The organism is Micromonospora terminaliae (assembly GCF_009671205.1).
In the GTDB taxonomy this organism is placed as follows: domain Bacteria; phylum Actinomycetota; class Actinomycetes; order Mycobacteriales; family Micromonosporaceae; genus Micromonospora; species Micromonospora terminaliae.
This window is the reverse complement of the sequence record NZ_CP045309.1, coordinates 4,892,157-4,908,431: the sequence shown is the minus strand read 5'-3', so window position 1 is coordinate 4,908,431 and position 16,275 is coordinate 4,892,157. Positions and strand designations below refer to the sequence as shown.

The window sequence follows — 16,275 nt, the reverse complement described above, 5'->3', positions numbered from 1 at the left end:
CGAGCCCCGCAGTCGCGAACGGAGCTGGCGCTGTGACCGAACCTGTTCTGAGCGTCGAGAACCTGTCGGTGCGGATCGCCGGGCTGCACATCCTCCAGGGGGTGTCGTTCGCGGTCGCGCCGACCGGGGTGACCGTGCTGCTCGGCCGCAACGGCGTCGGCAAGACCACGACGCTGCGCGCGATCGTCGGGCTGACGCCGCGCAACGGCGAGGTGCGCGGCACCGTCCGGATGGGAGCGCAGAGCCTGCTGGCCCGCCCCACCCACCGGCTGGTCCGCGGCGGGCTCGGCTACGTGCCGGAGGACCGCTGCGTCTTCGCCGGGCTCACCGTCACCGAGAACCTGCGGCTGGCCGAGCGGCGGGGCACGAGCCCGGCGTACGACAAGGTCTATGCCCTTTTCCCCGAGCTGGACCGGCGCGGACGGCAACGGGCCGGCTCGCTCTCCGGCGGGCAGCAGCAGATGCTCGCGATCGGCCGGGTGCTGCTCAACGACAACCGGCTGCTGCTGGTCGACGAGCCGACCAAGGGGTTGGCGCCGAAGGTGGTGACCGAGGTGGCCGAGGTGCTGGAACGGGTCGCGGAATCCGTGCCGGTGCTGCTGGTCGAGCAGAACCTGGCCGTGGTGCGGCGGCTGGCGCGCGACGCCGTGGTGCTCTCGGCCGGCCGGGTCGCCTGGACCGGCAACGCGCAGGACCTGCTGCTGGAGACCGCGCTCACGAAGTCGCTGCTGGGCGTGGGCGCGGAGGTGCCGGTGAGCGCGAGGAGTGAGCCGGGTCTGCGAGCCCCGCAGTCGCGAACGAAGGGTGGCTCGGCGTGAGCACGGTGATCCTGTTGACGCTGACCGGGCTGGGCCTGGCGGCGCTCTACTTCCTCGTCGCCTCGGGCCTGTCCCTGGTCTTCGGCCTGGCCGACGTGCTGAACTTCGCGCACGGCCTGTTCCTGGGCGTCGGGGCGTACGCGACCTGGTGGGCGGCGGGCAACCTGCCCGGTGCGGGCTCCGACGGCCTCGGGTTCCTGGTGGCCGTCGCGTTCGGCGTGCTCGCCGGCTCGGCCGTGGCGGTGCTGGTCGAGCTGGTGCTGATCCGGCCGCTCTACTCCCGCACCATCGAGCAGGTGCTGGTCACCGTCGGCCTGTCGCTAGCCGGGGTGGCGCTGCTCCAGGCCACCTGGGGCGCCGACGCCCGGCCGTTCCCACGCCCGGAGTGGACCCGGGACGTGACCTCGGTGCTCGGCGCCCAGGTGCCGAACGCCGGTCTGCTGCTGATCGTCGCCGCCGCCGTGGTGCTCGGCGCGCTGCTCGCCTTCCTGCGGTTCACCCGGTACGGCCTGATCATCCGGGCCGGCGTGGAGAACCGGGAGATGGTGACCGCGCTCGGCATCGACGTGCGCAAGGCGTTCACCCTGGTCTTCGCGATCGGCGGGGCGGCCGCCGCGCTGGCCGGCGCGCTCGGCTCGGTCTACTTCGGCACCGTCTCGCCCGGGCAGGGCGGCTCGCTGCTGATCTTCGCGTTCATAGTGGTGGTGATCGGCGGCATGGGCTCGGTGGTCGGGTCCGCGTACGCGGCGGTCGCGGTGGGGCTGCTGCAACAGTTCGTCAACTACTACGGCACGTCCGGGCTGGGTGACCTCTGCGTGGTCGGCCTGCTCGCCGTGGTGCTGCTGCTGCGTCCGCAGGGCCTGGCCGGAAAGGTGGCTCACGCATGACCGAGGTCAAGAGTCCCGAGGTGCCGGCGCCGCCCGCGGCGGTGCCCGACGAGCTGACCCCCGGGCACTCCCGCTGGCACGGCCTGCGCCCGTACGCGCCGCTGGTCGCCCTGGTCGTGGCCGCGATCCTGCCGTACTCCACGGTCAACCTGCCGGGCATCTTCGAGGGGCCGCTGAACTCGCCCGGCACGCTGCAACTGCTCGCCATCTGCCTGGTCTTCGGCGGCCTGGCGGCCGGCTACGACCTGCTGTTCGGGCGGACCGGGATGCTGTCCTTCGGGCACGCCCTCTACTTCGCCGCCGGCGTCTACGGCACCGACGTGCTGGTCACCCGGGCGGGACTGCCGCTCTGGCAGGCCGCCCTGCTCACCGTCACGGGCGGGACCATCCTGGCCGCGCTGCTCGGCGCGGTCGCGCTGCGCACGGTCGGCATCGCGTTCGCCATGGTCACGCTCGCCTTCGCCCAGGTCGGGGCGATCCTCGTGGCGCGGGACTTCGGCGGGCTCACCGGCGGCGAGGAGGGTCTGCCGCTGGACGTCTCCGGGCTGCCGGCCGCGCTGGTCGGGGTCACCAACACGGTGAACCTCTACTGGCTGGCGCTGGCGTACCTGGCCGTGGTGGTCCTCGTGGTGCACCGCGTGAGCGGCTCGCCGACCGGGCGGGTGCTGGCCGGGCTGCGCGACGACGAGCGGCGGATCGGGGTGCTGGGGCTCGACCCGTACCGGTTCAAGCTGGTCGCGTTCACCCTGGCCGGCGGCCTGGCCACGGCCGGCGGGACGGTCTACTGCCTGATCGTCGGCGGCGCCAGCCCGCACGTGACGTCGAGCGAGCTGACCCTGTCGCTGCTGGTCATGGTGGTGCTCGGCGGCCCCGGCACCCGCTGGGGCCCGGTGCTCGGCGGCATCCTCTACATGTACCTGGACCACCGCCTGACGGCCTTCGGCACCAGCGACGCGGTCAACAGCCTCCCGGCCGTCCTGAGCCACCCGCTGAGCCAGCCCCTGTTCGTCCTGGGCACGGTGTTCATCCTGGCGGTGTACTTCTTCCCCGGCGGCCTGGCCAGCCTCCGCACCCGCCTGAACCCGCTGAAGGCGGCCCTCCGCCGCCGCTGACCCCGCCCACCTCCCCCGTTGATCAAGAAGTTCGCGTCGGGAATCCGCCGTAGGATGACGCAAAGTTCTTGATCAACGGGGGAGGGGTCGTGGGGGAGAGCAGGCTCGCCGTCGTCAGTGGGGGTGGGACCGGGATCGGGGCCGCCGTCGCGCGGGGGCTGGTTCTCGACGGGTACGACGTGGTGATCGTCGGGCGGCGGCTCGATGTGCTGGCCGGTGCCGCCGAACGGATCTCGGCGGAGGCCGGGCGGGCGGGTGCCGTCACCGCGGTGGCCGCCGATCTGACCGATCCCGGCCAAGTGTCGGCGGTCGTCTCGGCGGTCGGGGAGCGAACCGTCGACGCCGTGGTCAACAACGCCGGGGGCTACCTGGGCGGGGCGACCGACACGCTCGCCGACGTGGCCGGCTGGTGGCGGGCCAATCTGGACGCCAACGTGCTCACGGCCGTGCTGCTCACCGAGGCGTTGCTGCCCGCCCTGCGCCGCCCCGGCGGCCGGGTGGTGCTGCTCAGTTCGATCGCCGCCCAGCGGGGCGGTGGCGGGCCGTACTCGGCGGCGAAGGCCGCGCTGCACGGCTGGGCGTACGACCTGGCCGCCCAGCTCGGTCCGGAACAGATCACGGTCAACGTGGTCAGCCCTGGCTACGTCGCCGAGACCGAGTTCTTCGGCGACCGGATGACCCCGGAGGGGCACGCGAAGCGCGTCGCCGCCACCCTCGTCGGCCGGGCCGGCGTGCCCGAGGACATCGCGGCGGCCGTGCGCTACCTGGTCGGCCCGTCCGCCGGTTACGTCACCGGGCAGGTGCTCGGCGTCAACGGCGGTTCCGTCCTCGGCCGCTGACACCTGGTAGAAATGCCGGATGGGTCAGGATCGGATGGCCGTCCGGGAGCGCGCCGAGGCGGTGCTGCGGCGGCTGGCGGGTGAGCACGCCCGGCTCCGCGAGGACCAGTGGCGGGCCATCGAGGCGCTGGTGGTCGACCGGCGGCGGGTGCTCTGCGTGCAGCGCACCGGCTGGGGCAAGTCGGCGGTCTACTTCGTGGCCACCGCGCTGCTCCGGGAGGGTGGGGAGCACGGCCCCACGGTGATCGTCTCGCCGCTGCTGGCGCTCATGCGCAACCAGGTCGAGTCGGCCGCGCGGGCCGGCATCCGGGCCCGCACCATCAACTCCGCGAACCTCGACGAGTGGGACGAGATCACCGCCGAGATCCACGCCGGGGCCGTGGACGTGCTGCTGATCAGCCCCGAACGCCTCAACAACCCCGACTTCCGCGACGGGGTGCTGCCCAAGCTGGCCGCCACCACCGGGCTGCTCGTGGTGGACGAGGCGCATTGCGTCTCCGACTGGGGGCACGACTTCCGCCCCGACTACCGCCGGCTGCGCACCTTCCTCGCCAACCTGCCCGAGCGGACCCCGGTGCTCGCCACCACGGCCACCGCCAACGCCCGGGTCACCCAGGACGTGGCCGAGCAGCTGGGCGACGCGTTGGTGCTGCGGGGCACCCTCGACCGCGAGTCGCTGCGCCTCGGCGTACTGGATCTGCCCAGCCCGGCGCACCGGCTGGCCTGGCTCGCCGACCACCTGGACCAGCTTCCCGGCTCGGGGATCATCTACACGCTGACCGTGGCGGCGGCCGGTGAGACGGCCGAGTTCCTGCGGGCCCGGGGCTGGTCGGTGGCCGCCTACACGGGGCAGGCCGAGGACGCCGACCGGCGGGCCGCCGAGCAGGACCTGCTGGACAACAAGATCAAGGCGCTGGTGGCCACCAGCGCGCTCGGCATGGGCTTCGACAAGCCGGATCTCGGCTTCGTCGTGCACCTGGGCGCGCCGCCCTCGCCGATCGCCTACTACCAGCAGGTCGGCCGGGCCGGCCGGGCCGTCGAGCACGCCGAGGTGCTGCTGCTCCCCGGCGTCGAGGACGCCGCGATCTGGCGATACTTCGCCTCGCTCGCCTTCCCGCCCGAGGAGCAGGTCCGGGCCGTGCTCGCCGCCCTGTCCACCGGGCGGCCGATCTCCACCCAGGCCCTGGAACCGCTGGTCGACCTGCGCCGGGCGCGGCTGGAGCTGATGCTCAAGGTGCTCGACGTGGACGGCGCGGTCCGCCGGGTGCGCGGTGGCTGGCTCGCCACCGGCGAGCCCTGGGTCTACGACGAGGCCCGGTTGCGCCGCGTCGCCCAGGCGCGCACCGCCGAGCAGGAGGCCATGCGGGAGTACGCGGCCACGCCCGGCTGCCGGATGCGCTACCTGCGGGAGTGCCTGGACGACGCCGGGGCGGGCGACTGCGGCCGGTGCGACAACTGTGCCGCCCCGCTGTTCGGCGCCGAGGTCTCCGAGGCCGCACTCACCGCGGCGCAGACGTTCCTGGGCCGCCCCGGCGTGGCGATCGCACCGAAGAAGCTCTGGCCGACCGGGCTGGAGGCGGTCGGCGTACCCCTGAAGGGGCGCATCGCTCCGGCGGAGCAGGCGCTGCCCGGCCGGGCCGTGGGGCGCCTGTCCGACCTGGGGTGGGGCGGGCGGCTGCGCGGCCTGGTCGGGCCCGATGCGGCCGACGGCCCCGTCCCCGACGACGTGGCGGCGGCGGTGGTCGAGGTGCTGAAGGCCTGGGCGCACGGCGACGACCCGTGGCCGCGCCGCCCGGTCGGCGTGGTCGCGGTCGGCTCCCGCACCCGCCCGCTGCTGGTCGGCTCGCTCGCCGAGCGGATCGCCACGGTGGGCCGGCTGCCGCTGCTCGGCCGGGTCGTCCCGACCGGCCCGTCCGGCTCCGGCGGTCCGCGCGGCAACAGCGCCCAGCGGGTACGCGCGCTGCACGACGCCTTCGCGGTGCCCGCCGACCTGGCCGACGCGCTGCCGGGGCTGGACGGGCCGGTGCTGCTCGTCGACGACCTGGTCGACTCGGGGTGGACCATGAGCATGGTGGCCCGGTTGCTGCGCCGGGCCGGCGCCCCCGACGTGCTGCCGCTGGCGCTCGCGGTGGCCGGCTGAACCGTCGCCGCCCGGGGACGGAAAGTTCCCGGCGCGCCCGGAATGCGAGCGTCGCCACCGTCGGCGGACCGTCGGCGGGCGAGGCCCCGGCCGGCGGTACCGTGGGCGCATGACCGAGCAGCGATCCGCCGTCCAGACGTACACCGTCACCGGGATGACCTGCGAACACTGCGTCCGGGCGGTCACCGAGGAGCTGTCCGCCCTCCCGGGCGTCGAGGAGGTCCGCATCGACCTCGGTGCCGGCACGGCCACGGTCACCAGCGCCGCCCCGCTGCCCATCGAGTCCGTCCGCGCCGCCGTCGACGAGGCGGGCTACGAGCTGGCCTCCGGCGTTGCCTGAGTCACCGCCCCTCGCCGGCCCCGACGCGCCGGTCACCGACGCATCCGCCGCCGCGAACGGGCCCGTCGAGGTGGACCGGGCGACGCTGCGGCTCGCCCTCACCGTGGGCGGGCTGGTGCTGGCCGTGCTGCTCGGCTTCGGTCTCGGCCGCCTCAACCCGCCGCCGGACCCGGCCCGCACCGGTGCCGCGGCGGTGCCCGCCGAGCACACCCACGCCCCCGGCACCGGGGCGCACTCGCACGGCGGGGCCACCGTCACCCAGGGCGGTGACGCGGACGCGGCCGGCCTGGCGATCAGCTCGGCCGGCTACACGCTCGCCCCGTCGACCGTCGAGTTCACCGCCGGCCGGGCCGGTGAGCTGCGGTTCCAGATCAGGGACGAGCGGCGGCGGGCGGTCACCCGGTTCGCCGTCGTGCACGACAAGCCGATGCACCTCATCGTGGTGCGCCGCGACCTCACCGGCTACCAGCACCTGCACCCGACCATGGCCGCCGACGGCACCTGGTCGGTGCCGCTGACCCTGGCCGAGCCCGGCGCCTGGCGGGCGTACGCCGACTTCACGGCCGTCGCCGACGACGGCCGGCAGACCGCCGTGATCCTCGGCGCCGACCTGACCGCGCCCGGCGGGTACGCGCCCCGGCCGCTGCCCGCCCCGGCCACGTCGACTGCGGTGGACGGGTTCACCGTCGGCTACACCGGCACCCCGGCCGTGGGGCAGTCGGTGCCGCTGCGGTTCCGGGTCACCGGGGCCGGCGGCGCGGCCGCGCCGCTGGAGCCCTACCTCGGCGCGTACGGCCATCTCGTCGCGCTCCGCGAGGGCGACCTCGGCTACCTGCACGTGCACCCCGAGCCGGTGCGGGACGGCGACGCCGTGACCTTCTGGCTGACCGCGCCCGGGCCGGGCCGCTACCGGATGTTCCTGGACTTCCAGGTCGGCGGCGTGGTGCGCACGGCCGCGTTCAGCGTGACGGTGGCCTGAGCGGTCGGTCAGCCGGCCCGGCGGACCGGGCGGCGGGCCAGGTAGCGGAGCAGGTCCCGGATGTGGTGCTTCTCCTCGGCGGGGACGTTCGGGTCGGCCAGCCGCTCCAGGATCACCCGGACGTCGGCCTCCACGGGGCCCTCCTCGGCGCCGCGGCGGCGGGGCACCGCTCCCGCGTCGGGCAGGCCGAGCGCGCGGAACGCGGCCGCCACCGGCAGGTCGAGGGCGGCGCAGAAGCCGCGCACCTTGGCCAGTTCGGGGTAGTCCTGCCAGTCGCCGGCCAGCCAGCGGAACACGGTCGACCGGCCCACGCCCGTGTGCGTGGCGAGGTCGGTCACCGTCCAGCCACGCTCCTCGCGGGCGTCGTCGATGGCACGTCGCACGAAGCGCGCGAAGGCCATCTGCGGCGATATCTCTGCGGAGCCCATCCCCGGGGTCTGTCCCTTTCCGCCGGAGCACCCGACTCTGGGCACGAAGCCTAGTACGCCCGCTGGAATAAGTAACTGACTGATCGGTCGGAAGGTCCCGTGGGCGGGACCGCGCGGGCATCGACAGTTGTGCGATGTCAACTAAGCTCGACGGACCCGCTGAGCAGGAAACCGACGACGAGGAGCAGCATGGCCGAGCCGGACCGTCCCGTGCCCCACCGCCCGGGCGCGATCAGCCTCTTCTTCGTGGCCAAGGCCGGCGTCTTCGCCCTCGGCTTCTGGATCTGGCTCCTGGTGCTGGCGGTGCTCGGCGGCCCGGCGACCGGCGTGCACCTGATCGCCGCGACCGGGGCGATCACGACCACGCTGGCCGGCGTGATCCTGGGCGCCCGGATGGCGCTCCAGCGCAACGCCGCCGTCCGGCACGCGGAGCTGAAGCGGCTGCTGGTCGACATCTCGTGGAACGCGTTCGCCGCCGCCGGCAACGCCGACGACCCGGCGAAGGTCGTGCCGTTCCCGGCCGCGTCGCCGGAGACCGACCGGTCCACCAACCGGAGGCTCGGCGAGCGGGTCACCGCGTTCGAGCGCGGGGAGCGCAACCGGGGCGACCGCCGCCGCTAGGGGCGGTCGGCGAGCAGCGTCTCCAGCCGGGGCGTGACGCCCCATCGGTCGACCAGCTCGCGATACTCGGCGCGCTGGTCGCCGGTCGGCGCGCTCCCGGTGTGCCGGGCCCGGATCAGCAGGTTGCGCGGGGTGTGCCGGGAATCGACGAACTCCACCACCTCGGCGCGGTAGCCGTGCAGCCGCAGCAGCCCGGCGCGCAGCGCGTCGGTGAGCACGTCGGCGAACCGCTCGCGCAGGATGCCCTGCCGGGTGAGCAGCTCGTACGGCGCCGGTGCGGGTCGCGCCCGCAGCTGGGCGGCCACGTCGTGGTGGCAGCACGGCGCGGCGAGCACCCAGCGGGCGCCCCAGCGCACCGCGCGGGCCAGCGCCTCGTCGGTCGCCGTGTCGCAGGCGTGCAGCGCCAGCACCAGGTCCGGCGCCGGCTCCACCCGCGCGTCGGCGATGGTGCCGGCCACGAAGCTCACCCGGTCCGCCCAGCCCAGCCGCTCGGCCAGCTCGGTGTTGCGCCGGCGCTGGTCCTCGCGGACGTCCACCCCGACCAGCGTCACGTCCAGCCCGCGCTGGGTCAGGTAGCGGTGCGCCGCGAAGGTCAGGTAGGCGTTGCCGCACCCCAGGTCCACCACGCGCAGCGGCCCGCTGAGGTCGTCCGGCAGGGTGGCCGCCAGCGCCCGGAGGAACGCGTCCACCTGGCGGCGCTTGGCCGCCGAGCCGCCGATCTCGGCGAAGATCGGGTCACCCGGATCGAGCAGCCAGTCCTTGGCCCGGTCGTGGCCACCCGGCTCGGGCGCCGGCCGGCTCGCCGCCGCCCGGTGCACCTGCGCCTCGCCGGACTTCGTCACCCGGAGCTGGAGCGTGCTGTCGGCGGTCTCCACGTGCCAGTTGCCGAAGGGCTCGGCCAGCAGCGCGTCGACCGCCCCGTCGGCCTCCGCGCCCGGGGCCACGTTCCGGGTGTACGGCCGGGCGCCGTCGGAGGTGGAGATCTGGAGCCGGGGGCCGCCCTTGAGGGTGACCGGACGCAGCTCGGCGCGGACCACCGAGGGGCGCTGGCCGCGGCGGCGCCCGGCGGCGACCGCCCGGGTCAGGGCGGGGTCGAGCAGCAGCGCCCGCACCTCGCTCAGCGCGGCGTCCAGCGGTTCCGGCATGGCTTCCTCTTCCTCGACGGGTTCGGCCCAGCGGCCGGGGCGGAACGGGGACGTCCCCCGCACCGGTCAACCGGTGCGGGGGACGTCGGATGTCTCGCGGGTCAGTCGGCGGTCGCCTCGGCCGGCGTACCGGTGCCACCGCCACCGCCACCACGGCGGCGCCGGCGGCGGCGCGGCTTGGCGGCCGACTCGCCCTCGGCGGTCGTGGCGACCGGCTCGGCGCCACCCTCGGCGGCGATCACCGCGGTGGCCTCGCCGGCCACCGTCTCGCCGGCCCGGCGGCGCCGGCGGCGGCGCGGGCTGCGGGTGCCCTCCTCGGCGGACGCCTCGGTGGCCGCGCCCTCGCCGGCGGTGTCGCCGTCGCCGCGGCGACCCCGGCGGGGCTCCCGGCCCCGGCCGTCACCCCGGCCCTCGCCCCGGCTCTCGCCGCGCCGCGGGCCGCGCTCGCCGCGCCGCGACCGGCCGCCGCCCAGGTCCTCCTCGGCCTCCGCGGACAGGCCGGCGCGGGTGCGCTCGGCGGTCGGCAGGGTGCCGCTGACGTCCCGGGAGATGGCCAGGTCGGTGTAGAGGTGCGCGGAGGTGTGGTAGGTCTCCGGCGGCTCGGGCATGTCGAGCCCGAGGGTCTTGTCGATGATCCGCCAGCGGGGCATGTCGTCCCAGTCGACGAAGGTCACCGCGACACCGGACGCCCCGGCGCGGCCGGTGCGGCCGATCCGGTGGGTGTAGGTGTCCTGGTCCTCGGGGCAGTCGTAGTTGATGACGTGGGTGACGCCCGTGACGTCGAGCCCGCGGGCCGCCACGTCGGTGGCCACCAGGATGTCGATCTTGCCGGCCCGGAACGCCCGCAGCGCCCGCTCCCGCGCGCCCTGGCCCAGGTCGCCGTGGACGGCGGCGACCGCGAAACCACGGAAGTCGAGGTCCTCGGCCACCCGGTCGGCGGCCCGCTTGGTACGGGTGAAGATCATGGTCAGCCCGCGTCCCTCGGCCTGGAGGATGCGCGCCACGATCTCGACCTTGTTCATCGAGTGGGTGCGGTAGACCAGCTGCTGGGTCTGCGGCGACGGGCCGGTCTCGGCGGTGTGCCCGGCGTGGATGGTCACGGGGCGGCGCAGGAAGCGCCGGGACAGCGCGACGATCGGGTCCGGCATGGTGGCCGAGAAGAGCATGGTCTGCCGGTCCTCCGGCAGCATCGCCAGGATCTTCTCGACGTCGTCGAGGAAGCCCAGGTCGAGCATGCGGTCGGCCTCGTCGAGCACCAGCGCGTGCACCCGGTCGAGCCGGAGGTGCTTCTGCTTGGCCAGGTCCAGCAGGCGGCCGGGGGTGCCGACCAGGATCTCGACGCCCTTGCGCAGCGCGTCGATCTGCGGCTCGTACGCGACGCCGCCGTAGATCGGCAGCACCCGGACGCCCCGGGTGCGGCCCGCCGCGTCGAGGTCCTTGGCGACCTGGAGGCCCAGCTCGCGGGTGGGTACGACGACCAGCGCCTGCGGCACGCCGTCGCTGCCCTCGGCGGGCGCGAAGACGCGCTCCAGCAGGGGGATGCCGAAGCCGAGGGTCTTGCCGGTGCCGGTCGGCGCCTGGCCGATCAGGTCGACGCCGCGCAGGCCGATCGGCAGCGCGTACTCCTGGATGGCGAAGGCGCGGGTGATGCCGGCGGCGGCCAGGGCCTCGACGGTCTCCTGGCGGGCGCCGAGCTCGGCGAAGGTGGGAGCCTCCGGACGGACCGGAGCGGTGGGGGCCAGTTCCTGGCCTTGAATCTGCTCGCTCATATGGATTTGGGGGTGCCCTCTCGTGGTGCGCCCCGTCATGTCCTCAGGGCGCGAACGGTATGGCGCGGGCCACACGGTCGGGGGCGGAACGCCGAGCCGGACCGGGCCGCACGCGCGCCGCGGACCGGTGCTGATCAGCTGAGCTGAACTGGTCGGTGCCCACGGCAACTGTCTTATCTTACCTGAACGGCAGGGGGGCGGTCCTGATTCCGGGTGACCGTACCGCGCCCAGGGGTGATCGGTGTGACCTGGGTCACTGATAAGGCGGTCTTGCGCCCGGACGGTAGCCTGCGCTCGTGTCCGCCCCCGCCCCCGCTCTGGTCGACCTGCTCGGCCTCGTCGCCTACGGCGAGCTGCTGGCCTTCGACCGGCTGGCCGCCGACGCCCGCCTCGCCCCCGACCTCCGCCGCCGGGCCGCGCTGAGCGAGATGGCCGCCGCCGAGATCGCCCACTACCGGTGGATCGCCGAACGGATCACCACGCTGGGCGTGACTCCCGACGAGGCCATGGGCCCCTACGTCGAGGCGTTGCAGGCCTACCACGACTCGACCGAGCCGAAGGACTGGCCGGAGGCGGTGACCAAGGCGTACGTGGGCGACGCCATCAGCGACGACTTCCTGCGCGCGATCGCCGACGGCCTCGACGGGCCGGACCGGCGACTGATCCTCGACGTGCTGCACGACTCCCGGTACGCCGAGTTCGCCGCCGCCGAGATCCGGGCCGCCATCGAGGCGGACCCGCCGGTGGCCAACCGGCTCTCCATGTGGGCGCGGCGCCTGGTCGGCGAGGCGCTCTCGCAGGCCGGCCGGGTCGCCGCCGCCGACCGGGGTGCGCTCACCGCGCTGATCTCCCGGGAGGGCGTGGACGCGCCGGCGCTGTTCCGCCGGCTGACCGAGGCGCACACCGCGCGGATGACGGCCGCGGGGCTGAACAACTGACGCCGGGCGCCGCCGTGACGGGCTTCCCCGCCACGGCGGGCCGGCTGGGGACGACGGCCCGCGACGGCGGGCCGGCCGGATCAGCGGACGGTGAACCCGACCGCGCGGGGCGAGGCCTCCGCGATCTCGACGTAGGCGACCTTCGAGACCGGCACGATGACCCGCCGGCCCTTCTCGTCGGTCAGGGAGAGGGTGCCCTCACCCTTGGCGATGGCGTCGGTCACGATCTGCTCGATCTCGGCCGGCGACTGCGCGCTCTCCAGGACCAGCTCCCGCGGCGCGTACTGCACGCCGATCTTGACCTCCACTGTGCCTCCTCAACTGGGGCGAAAAAGCCACCGTGGGAAGGCTATCCGATCTGGCGGCCCGATGTTCAGGCTGACTCACCTTGCAGCGGGAAGCTGGCGATGCCCCGCCAGGACAGGGCCGCGACCAGCGCCTCCGCCTCGGCCTTGGGCACCTGACGGCCACCGGCCAGCCAGAACTGGGCGGCGGTCTCGGCGGCACCCACCAGGCCCGAGGCGAGCAGCTCGGCGTGGGCCCGGCTCACGCCGGTGTCCGAGATGATGGTGTCGGTGATGGCGGCGATGCAGCCCTGCTCGACCCGCTCGACCCGCTGGCGTACGGCCGGGTCGTTGCGCAGGTCCGACTCGAAGACGAGCCGGAACGCCTCGCTCTCGTGGTCGACGAAGTCGAAGTAGGCGCGCACCGAGGCGCCGACCCGCTCCTTGTTGTCGTTGGTGCCGCGCATGGCGTCGTGCACCTTCGCCACGATGGCGTCGCAGTGCGTGTCCAGCAGCGCCAGGTAGAGCTCCATCTTGCCCGGGAAGTGCTGGTAGAGCACGGGCTTGGAGACTCCCGCCCGCTCGGCGATGTCGTCCATCGCGGCGGCGTGGTAGCCGTGCGCGACGAACACCTCCTGCGCGGCGGCGAGCAGCTGCTTGCGTCGCGCCGAGCGGGGCAGTCGGGTGGGCCGGCCGGCGGTCTGCGCACCGTTCCCCACAGCGGTCATGGGAACCTCCGAGTTTCTCTGTACGAGCCGGCACTAATCACCCGAACCGGTCCGGGTTCGTGAACCCGTCGCGGAATTGGCCCGCCGCTGTAACTTATCGCCACTGTCACCACACGGTAGCCTCAGCGGGGGCGACCAAGGAGCGCGCGGTGAGTGAATCAGGGCAACCCGGAGCCGCCACCCCGGGAGAGCACGGCGACGGCACGGGTCAGCAGGACGACCTTGCCCACGCCGGCAGCGGGTGGGCGCCCCCGGCGACCGGCTGGGCCCGGGGAGCGCCGGCACCCGGCGGCTGGCCACGCGCCGACCTCACCACCGGCTGGGGCGCCTCGTCCCCCCGGCACGGCGACCTCCCGGCCCCGGTGCCCGGATTGGCCACCCAGGAGCCGCCCGGCCGGCTAAATGGCCACCACGTCAACGGGGTGCACCACGCCGGGGAGGAACCGCCCGTGACCCGCCAGGCGCCGGTGAGCGCCCCACCCGCGGACGAGCCGCGCCGGGACACCGACGCCGACCGGCTCGTCGTGCCGGCCCAGCGGCCGGCACCCGCGGTCGAACAGCCCGCCGCCGAGGCGGATCCCGCCGGGTCCCGGCACGCCTCCGACGACTCCCCGGCCGGGCGCGCCGCCCGCTGGGCCGACAGCGGCCCGACCTCCGGGCCGCCGGCCCTCCAGGTGCCGCCGGTCGGCGCCGCCGCCTCCGGCTTCGAGGTGCCCCCCGGCTTCCACGCCCCGACCGCCGAGCGGTCCGAACCACCGTCGCTCTCCCGCGGCTGGGCCGACCGCCGGCCGCCGGAGCAACCCCCGGCCGAGGCGACGCCCCCCGCGGGTCACGCCGACCGGTTCCCGCCGGAACAGCCGCCGGCCCAGGCGCCGTCGCTGTCCCGGGGCTGGGCCGACCGGCCCACCTCAGCCCCGCCCGCCGGTCCGGACACCGGCGCGGGCGAGGAGCGCCGGCCGGTCGCCGAGCAGCCGCGTGCCGCGGCCGACGACCGGGGCGCCGGGCCGGCCGAGGAGCCGGCGTGGTCCGGCCCGGCCTGGAACCGCCCGAGCTGGGGCGGGGGCTGGGCGCCGCCGTGGGGGCGCGCGGACGACTCGCCCGGTCGCCGGGCCGGCGAGGACGAGCCCACCGGCCGCCGCGCCGCGCGTGAGGAGGAGCCGGTCACCCGCCGCGCCGCCCGTGAGGACGAGCCCGCCGGCCGCCGCGCCGCCCGTGAGGACGAGCCGGTCGCCCGCCGCGCCGCCCGCGAGGACTGGGCGGCCGAGGCGTCCCGGCCCTACGAGCCGGCCCGGGTCGAGCCGCCCGCCGGCTACGACCCCCGCCCGGAGCCCGTCCACCCCTACGAGCCGGTCCGGACCGAGGCGCCCGCGGGCTACGAGGCGCCGCGTCCCGAGCCGTCCCGGCCGTACGAGGAGCCGCGCCCCGCGCCCGAGCCGGCTGCCCGGGCGGCCCCCGAGCGGCCCAGCTGGGCCGCGCCACCCGTGCCGGTGACCCCGTTCAGCGCCCCTCCGCACACCACCCCGACCAGCGCGCCGCCGGTGCCCCGCGAGGCTCCCACCGGCTACCCGCCCGTGCCGGCCGTCCGCGCCGCCGAGGAGCGGGAGGGCTCGCCGTACCGGCTGCCGGGTGGGTCGGACCCCGCTGTGCCGGCCGGCCCACCGCCCGCCCCCGTCGACCGCATCCCCGCGCCGGTCCCGGCGAGCGCGCCGCCCTACGCCGCCCGCCGGTCCGCCCCGGAACCGCCACCGGCCGCCGAGGCGGTCGCCGACGACCCCACGCCGGTGCTGCCGCAGCGCGTCCCCGCCGAGCCGGATGTGCCCGTCGTGCCGGAGCCGCCCGCCGTGGAACCGTCCGCCGAAACCCCGGAGCTCGCCCGCATCGCCACCCACCTGCGCCGGGACGACGAGCCGGCGCCGTTGCGCGAGCGGCCCGAGGGCTTCGACGTCAACGCCATCCTCGATGCCGTCCGCGAGGTGGCCGGCGTCCGGGACGCGGCGCTGCGCCGCACCCCGGCCGGGGCGCACAGCCTCCGGCTGGACCTGGCCGACGGCGCCGACCCGGCCGAGGTGAGCCGGGTGGTGGCCCGCCTGCTCCAGGAGCGGATGGGGTTGGCCGCCGCCCCGCAGAACCTGCCCGGCGCCCCGGCGACCCCGCCGCCCCCGGTCCGCCGCCGGTCGGCCCAGCCGCGCGCCGACCGTCCGGCCGAGCCCCGCCCGGCCGACGACCGGTCCGGCGCGGCCCGGTCCGGCGCGCAGTCCCCTCTGGCGGAGGACGTGTCCCGGCCGGCCTGGTCCGTTCCGCAGTCCCGCCCCGCCGAGGAGCCGGCGGGCGCGGCCCGGCCGGCGGAGGAGCCGGCCGGCCCGAGGTCCGTCCCGCAGTTCCGCACGGTCGAGGAGCCGCCCGGCCCGAGGTCCGTCCCGCAGTTCCGCGCGGCCGAGGAGCCGGCCGTCCCCCAGTCCCTTATGGCCGAGGAGCCGCCAGGCCCGCGGTCGCGTACGGCCGAGGAGCCGGTCGGCCCGCGGTCCGGCCCGAACCGGCCCGCCGAGAACCGGTCCGGGGAGGGCCGGTTCGCCGCGCCCGAGGCGCGCGCCCCCCGGCTCGCCGACGCGCCGCCCGAGGGCGACGAGCCGCCGCGCCGCCGCCGGCAGGCCAGCGCCCACCGGGGCCGGGCCGCGGTCGAGGAGTCCTCGCTCGCCGCCGCACCGGCCGGCACGGCCACCGGCAGCCCGGCCACGCTCGGCACGTCGTACTCCGGCGGGCAGATGAGCACGACGGAGACCGCGCCGTCGCGACCGCTGGACACCGGCGGCCTGCCGGGGCCCCGGGTCGTGATCGACCACGTCCAGGTGAGCACCTTCGGCCTCGACGCCACCGTCGAGGTCCGCCTGCTCGCCGGCGACCGCACGGCGGAGGGCCACTCCACCGGGCCGGCCGTCGACGGGTACGTGCTGCGGCTCTGCGCGGTGGCCGCGGCCGCCGCGGTGGACGAACTGCTCGGCCGCGCGCCGGCCGGGGAGCGGGGCCGGTGCTTCGTCGAGCACGCGGCCGTGGTGCCGTTCGGCAACTGCGAGGTGGCGACCGTCGTGGTGCTGCTGGTCTGCGACGGCTGGGTGGAACAGCTGGCCGGGTCGGCCCTGGTCGCCGGGGATCCCCGGCAGGCCGTGGTCCGGGCCACCCTGGCCGCGGTGAACCGCCGGCTGGAGGCGCTGCTCGCCTGAGCCGGTGTCGGGCGCGCCCGGTCCGGGAA

Annotated in this window: 15 protein-coding genes; 10 read left to right on the top strand and 5 right to left on the bottom strand. The window is 76.0% G+C overall.

Going from position 1 to position 16,275, the window contains the following annotated elements; all coding sequences use genetic code 11:
* Positions 1-32: 32 nt before the first annotated feature.
* From GCE86_RS22505 to GCE86_RS22475, 7 genes are all read left to right on the top strand, one after another.
* Positions 33-818: an ABC transporter ATP-binding protein gene (locus GCE86_RS22505; protein WP_154228770.1), complete on the top strand. Its 786-nt coding sequence runs from the start codon at positions 33-35 to the stop codon at positions 816-818.
* Complete coding sequence (locus GCE86_RS22500; RefSeq protein ID WP_091262914.1) at positions 815-1,705, top strand: branched-chain amino acid ABC transporter permease; 891 nt, start codon at positions 815-817, stop codon at positions 1,703-1,705. The genes GCE86_RS22505 and GCE86_RS22500 overlap by 4 nt, the downstream gene beginning before the upstream one ends.
* Complete coding sequence (locus tag GCE86_RS22495) at positions 1,702-2,817, top strand: branched-chain amino acid ABC transporter permease (protein ID WP_154228769.1); 1,116 nt, start codon at positions 1,702-1,704, stop codon at positions 2,815-2,817. The genes GCE86_RS22500 and GCE86_RS22495 overlap by 4 nt, the downstream gene beginning before the upstream one ends.
* Before the next feature lie 89 nt (positions 2,818-2,906).
* Complete coding sequence (locus tag GCE86_RS22490; RefSeq protein ID WP_154228768.1) at positions 2,907-3,656, top strand: SDR family NAD(P)-dependent oxidoreductase; 750 nt, start codon at positions 2,907-2,909, stop codon at positions 3,654-3,656.
* Positions 3,657-3,675: 19 nt separating this feature from the next.
* Entirely contained in the window at positions 3,676-5,796 is a 2,121-nt protein-coding gene (locus tag GCE86_RS22485; protein ID WP_154228767.1) for a RecQ family ATP-dependent DNA helicase, read from the top strand.
* A 109-nt stretch (positions 5,797-5,905) separates the two neighbouring features.
* Entirely contained in the window at positions 5,906-6,136 is a 231-nt protein-coding gene (locus GCE86_RS22480) for a heavy-metal-associated domain-containing protein (RefSeq protein ID WP_154228766.1), read from the top strand.
* Positions 6,129-7,115, top strand: coding sequence for a hypothetical protein (locus tag GCE86_RS22475; RefSeq protein ID WP_239543161.1), 987 nt, complete (start codon positions 6,129-6,131; stop codon positions 7,113-7,115). Before GCE86_RS22480 ends, GCE86_RS22475 begins: the two co-directional genes overlap by 8 nt.
* A gap of 8 nt (positions 7,116-7,123) precedes the next feature.
* On the opposite strand, the gene GCE86_RS22470 is transcribed toward GCE86_RS22475, so the two are convergent.
* Positions 7,124-7,543: a helix-turn-helix domain-containing protein gene (locus GCE86_RS22470; protein WP_154228765.1), complete on the bottom strand. Its 420-nt coding sequence runs from the start codon at positions 7,541-7,543 to the stop codon at positions 7,124-7,126.
* Positions 7,544-7,732: 189 nt separating this feature from the next.
* Here GCE86_RS22470 and GCE86_RS22465 point away from each other — a divergent pair, with 189 nt between their 5' ends.
* A complete protein-coding gene (locus GCE86_RS22465) occupies positions 7,733-8,164 on the top strand; it encodes a hypothetical protein (RefSeq protein WP_154228764.1) in 432 nt (143 codons plus the stop codon).
* Here the strand turns inward: GCE86_RS22465 and GCE86_RS22460 are convergent.
* Complete coding sequence (locus GCE86_RS22460) at positions 8,161-9,309, bottom strand: class I SAM-dependent methyltransferase (protein WP_154228763.1); 1,149 nt, start codon at positions 9,307-9,309, stop codon at positions 8,161-8,163. The two genes, GCE86_RS22465 and GCE86_RS22460, sit on opposite strands and share 4 nt — an antisense overlap.
* 101 nt (positions 9,310-9,410) lie before the next feature.
* Entirely contained in the window at positions 9,411-11,078 is a 1,668-nt protein-coding gene (locus GCE86_RS22455; RefSeq protein ID WP_154228762.1) for a DEAD/DEAH box helicase, read from the bottom strand.
* A gap of 296 nt (positions 11,079-11,374) precedes the next feature.
* Here GCE86_RS22455 and GCE86_RS22450 point away from each other — a divergent pair, with 296 nt between their 5' ends.
* The gene (locus GCE86_RS22450; protein WP_154228761.1) at positions 11,375-12,016 is read left to right on the top strand and encodes a ferritin-like fold-containing protein; all 642 of its coding nucleotides are present in this window, start codon (positions 11,375-11,377) and stop codon (positions 12,014-12,016) included.
* An 80-nt stretch (positions 12,017-12,096) separates the two neighbouring features.
* Here the strand turns inward: GCE86_RS22450 and GCE86_RS22445 are convergent, their stop codons facing one another.
* Positions 12,097-12,324, bottom strand: coding sequence for a DUF3107 domain-containing protein (locus GCE86_RS22445; protein WP_117665019.1), 228 nt, complete (start codon positions 12,322-12,324; stop codon positions 12,097-12,099).
* A gap of 65 nt (positions 12,325-12,389) precedes the next feature.
* Positions 12,390-13,028: a TetR/AcrR family transcriptional regulator gene (locus GCE86_RS22440; RefSeq protein WP_154228760.1), complete on the bottom strand. Its 639-nt coding sequence runs from the start codon at positions 13,026-13,028 to the stop codon at positions 12,390-12,392.
* A 149-nt stretch (positions 13,029-13,177) separates the two neighbouring features.
* Between GCE86_RS22440 and GCE86_RS32670 the strand changes: the two genes are divergently transcribed.
* Entirely contained in the window at positions 13,178-16,246 is a 3,069-nt protein-coding gene (locus GCE86_RS32670) for a hypothetical protein (RefSeq protein ID WP_154228759.1), read from the top strand.
* Positions 16,247-16,275: the final 29 nt, after the last annotated feature.

What these genes read in the sequence shown, in the direction of transcription:
- GCE86_RS22480 (WP_154228766.1), top strand. Translation starts at nt 5,906, where the DNA reads ATGACCGAGCAGCGATCCGCCGTCCAGACGTACACCGTCACCGGGATG.
- GCE86_RS22455 (WP_154228762.1), bottom strand. Translation starts at nt 11,078, where the DNA reads ATGAGCGAGCAGATTCAAGGCCAGGAACTGGCCCCCACCGCTCCGGTC.
- GCE86_RS22460 (WP_154228763.1), bottom strand. Translation starts at nt 9,309, where the DNA reads ATGCCGGAACCGCTGGACGCCGCGCTGAGCGAGGTGCGGGCGCTGCTG.
- GCE86_RS22440 (WP_154228760.1), bottom strand. Translation starts at nt 13,028, where the DNA reads ATGACCGCTGTGGGGAACGGTGCGCAGACCGCCGGCCGGCCCACCCGA.
- GCE86_RS22485 (WP_154228767.1), top strand. Translation starts at nt 3,676, where the DNA reads ATGGGTCAGGATCGGATGGCCGTCCGGGAGCGCGCCGAGGCGGTGCTG.
- GCE86_RS22470 (WP_154228765.1), bottom strand. Translation starts at nt 7,543, where the DNA reads ATGGGCTCCGCAGAGATATCGCCGCAGATGGCCTTCGCGCGCTTCGTG.
- GCE86_RS22495 (WP_154228769.1), top strand. Translation starts at nt 1,702, where the DNA reads ATGACCGAGGTCAAGAGTCCCGAGGTGCCGGCGCCGCCCGCGGCGGTG.
- GCE86_RS22465 (WP_154228764.1), top strand. Translation starts at nt 7,733, where the DNA reads ATGGCCGAGCCGGACCGTCCCGTGCCCCACCGCCCGGGCGCGATCAGC.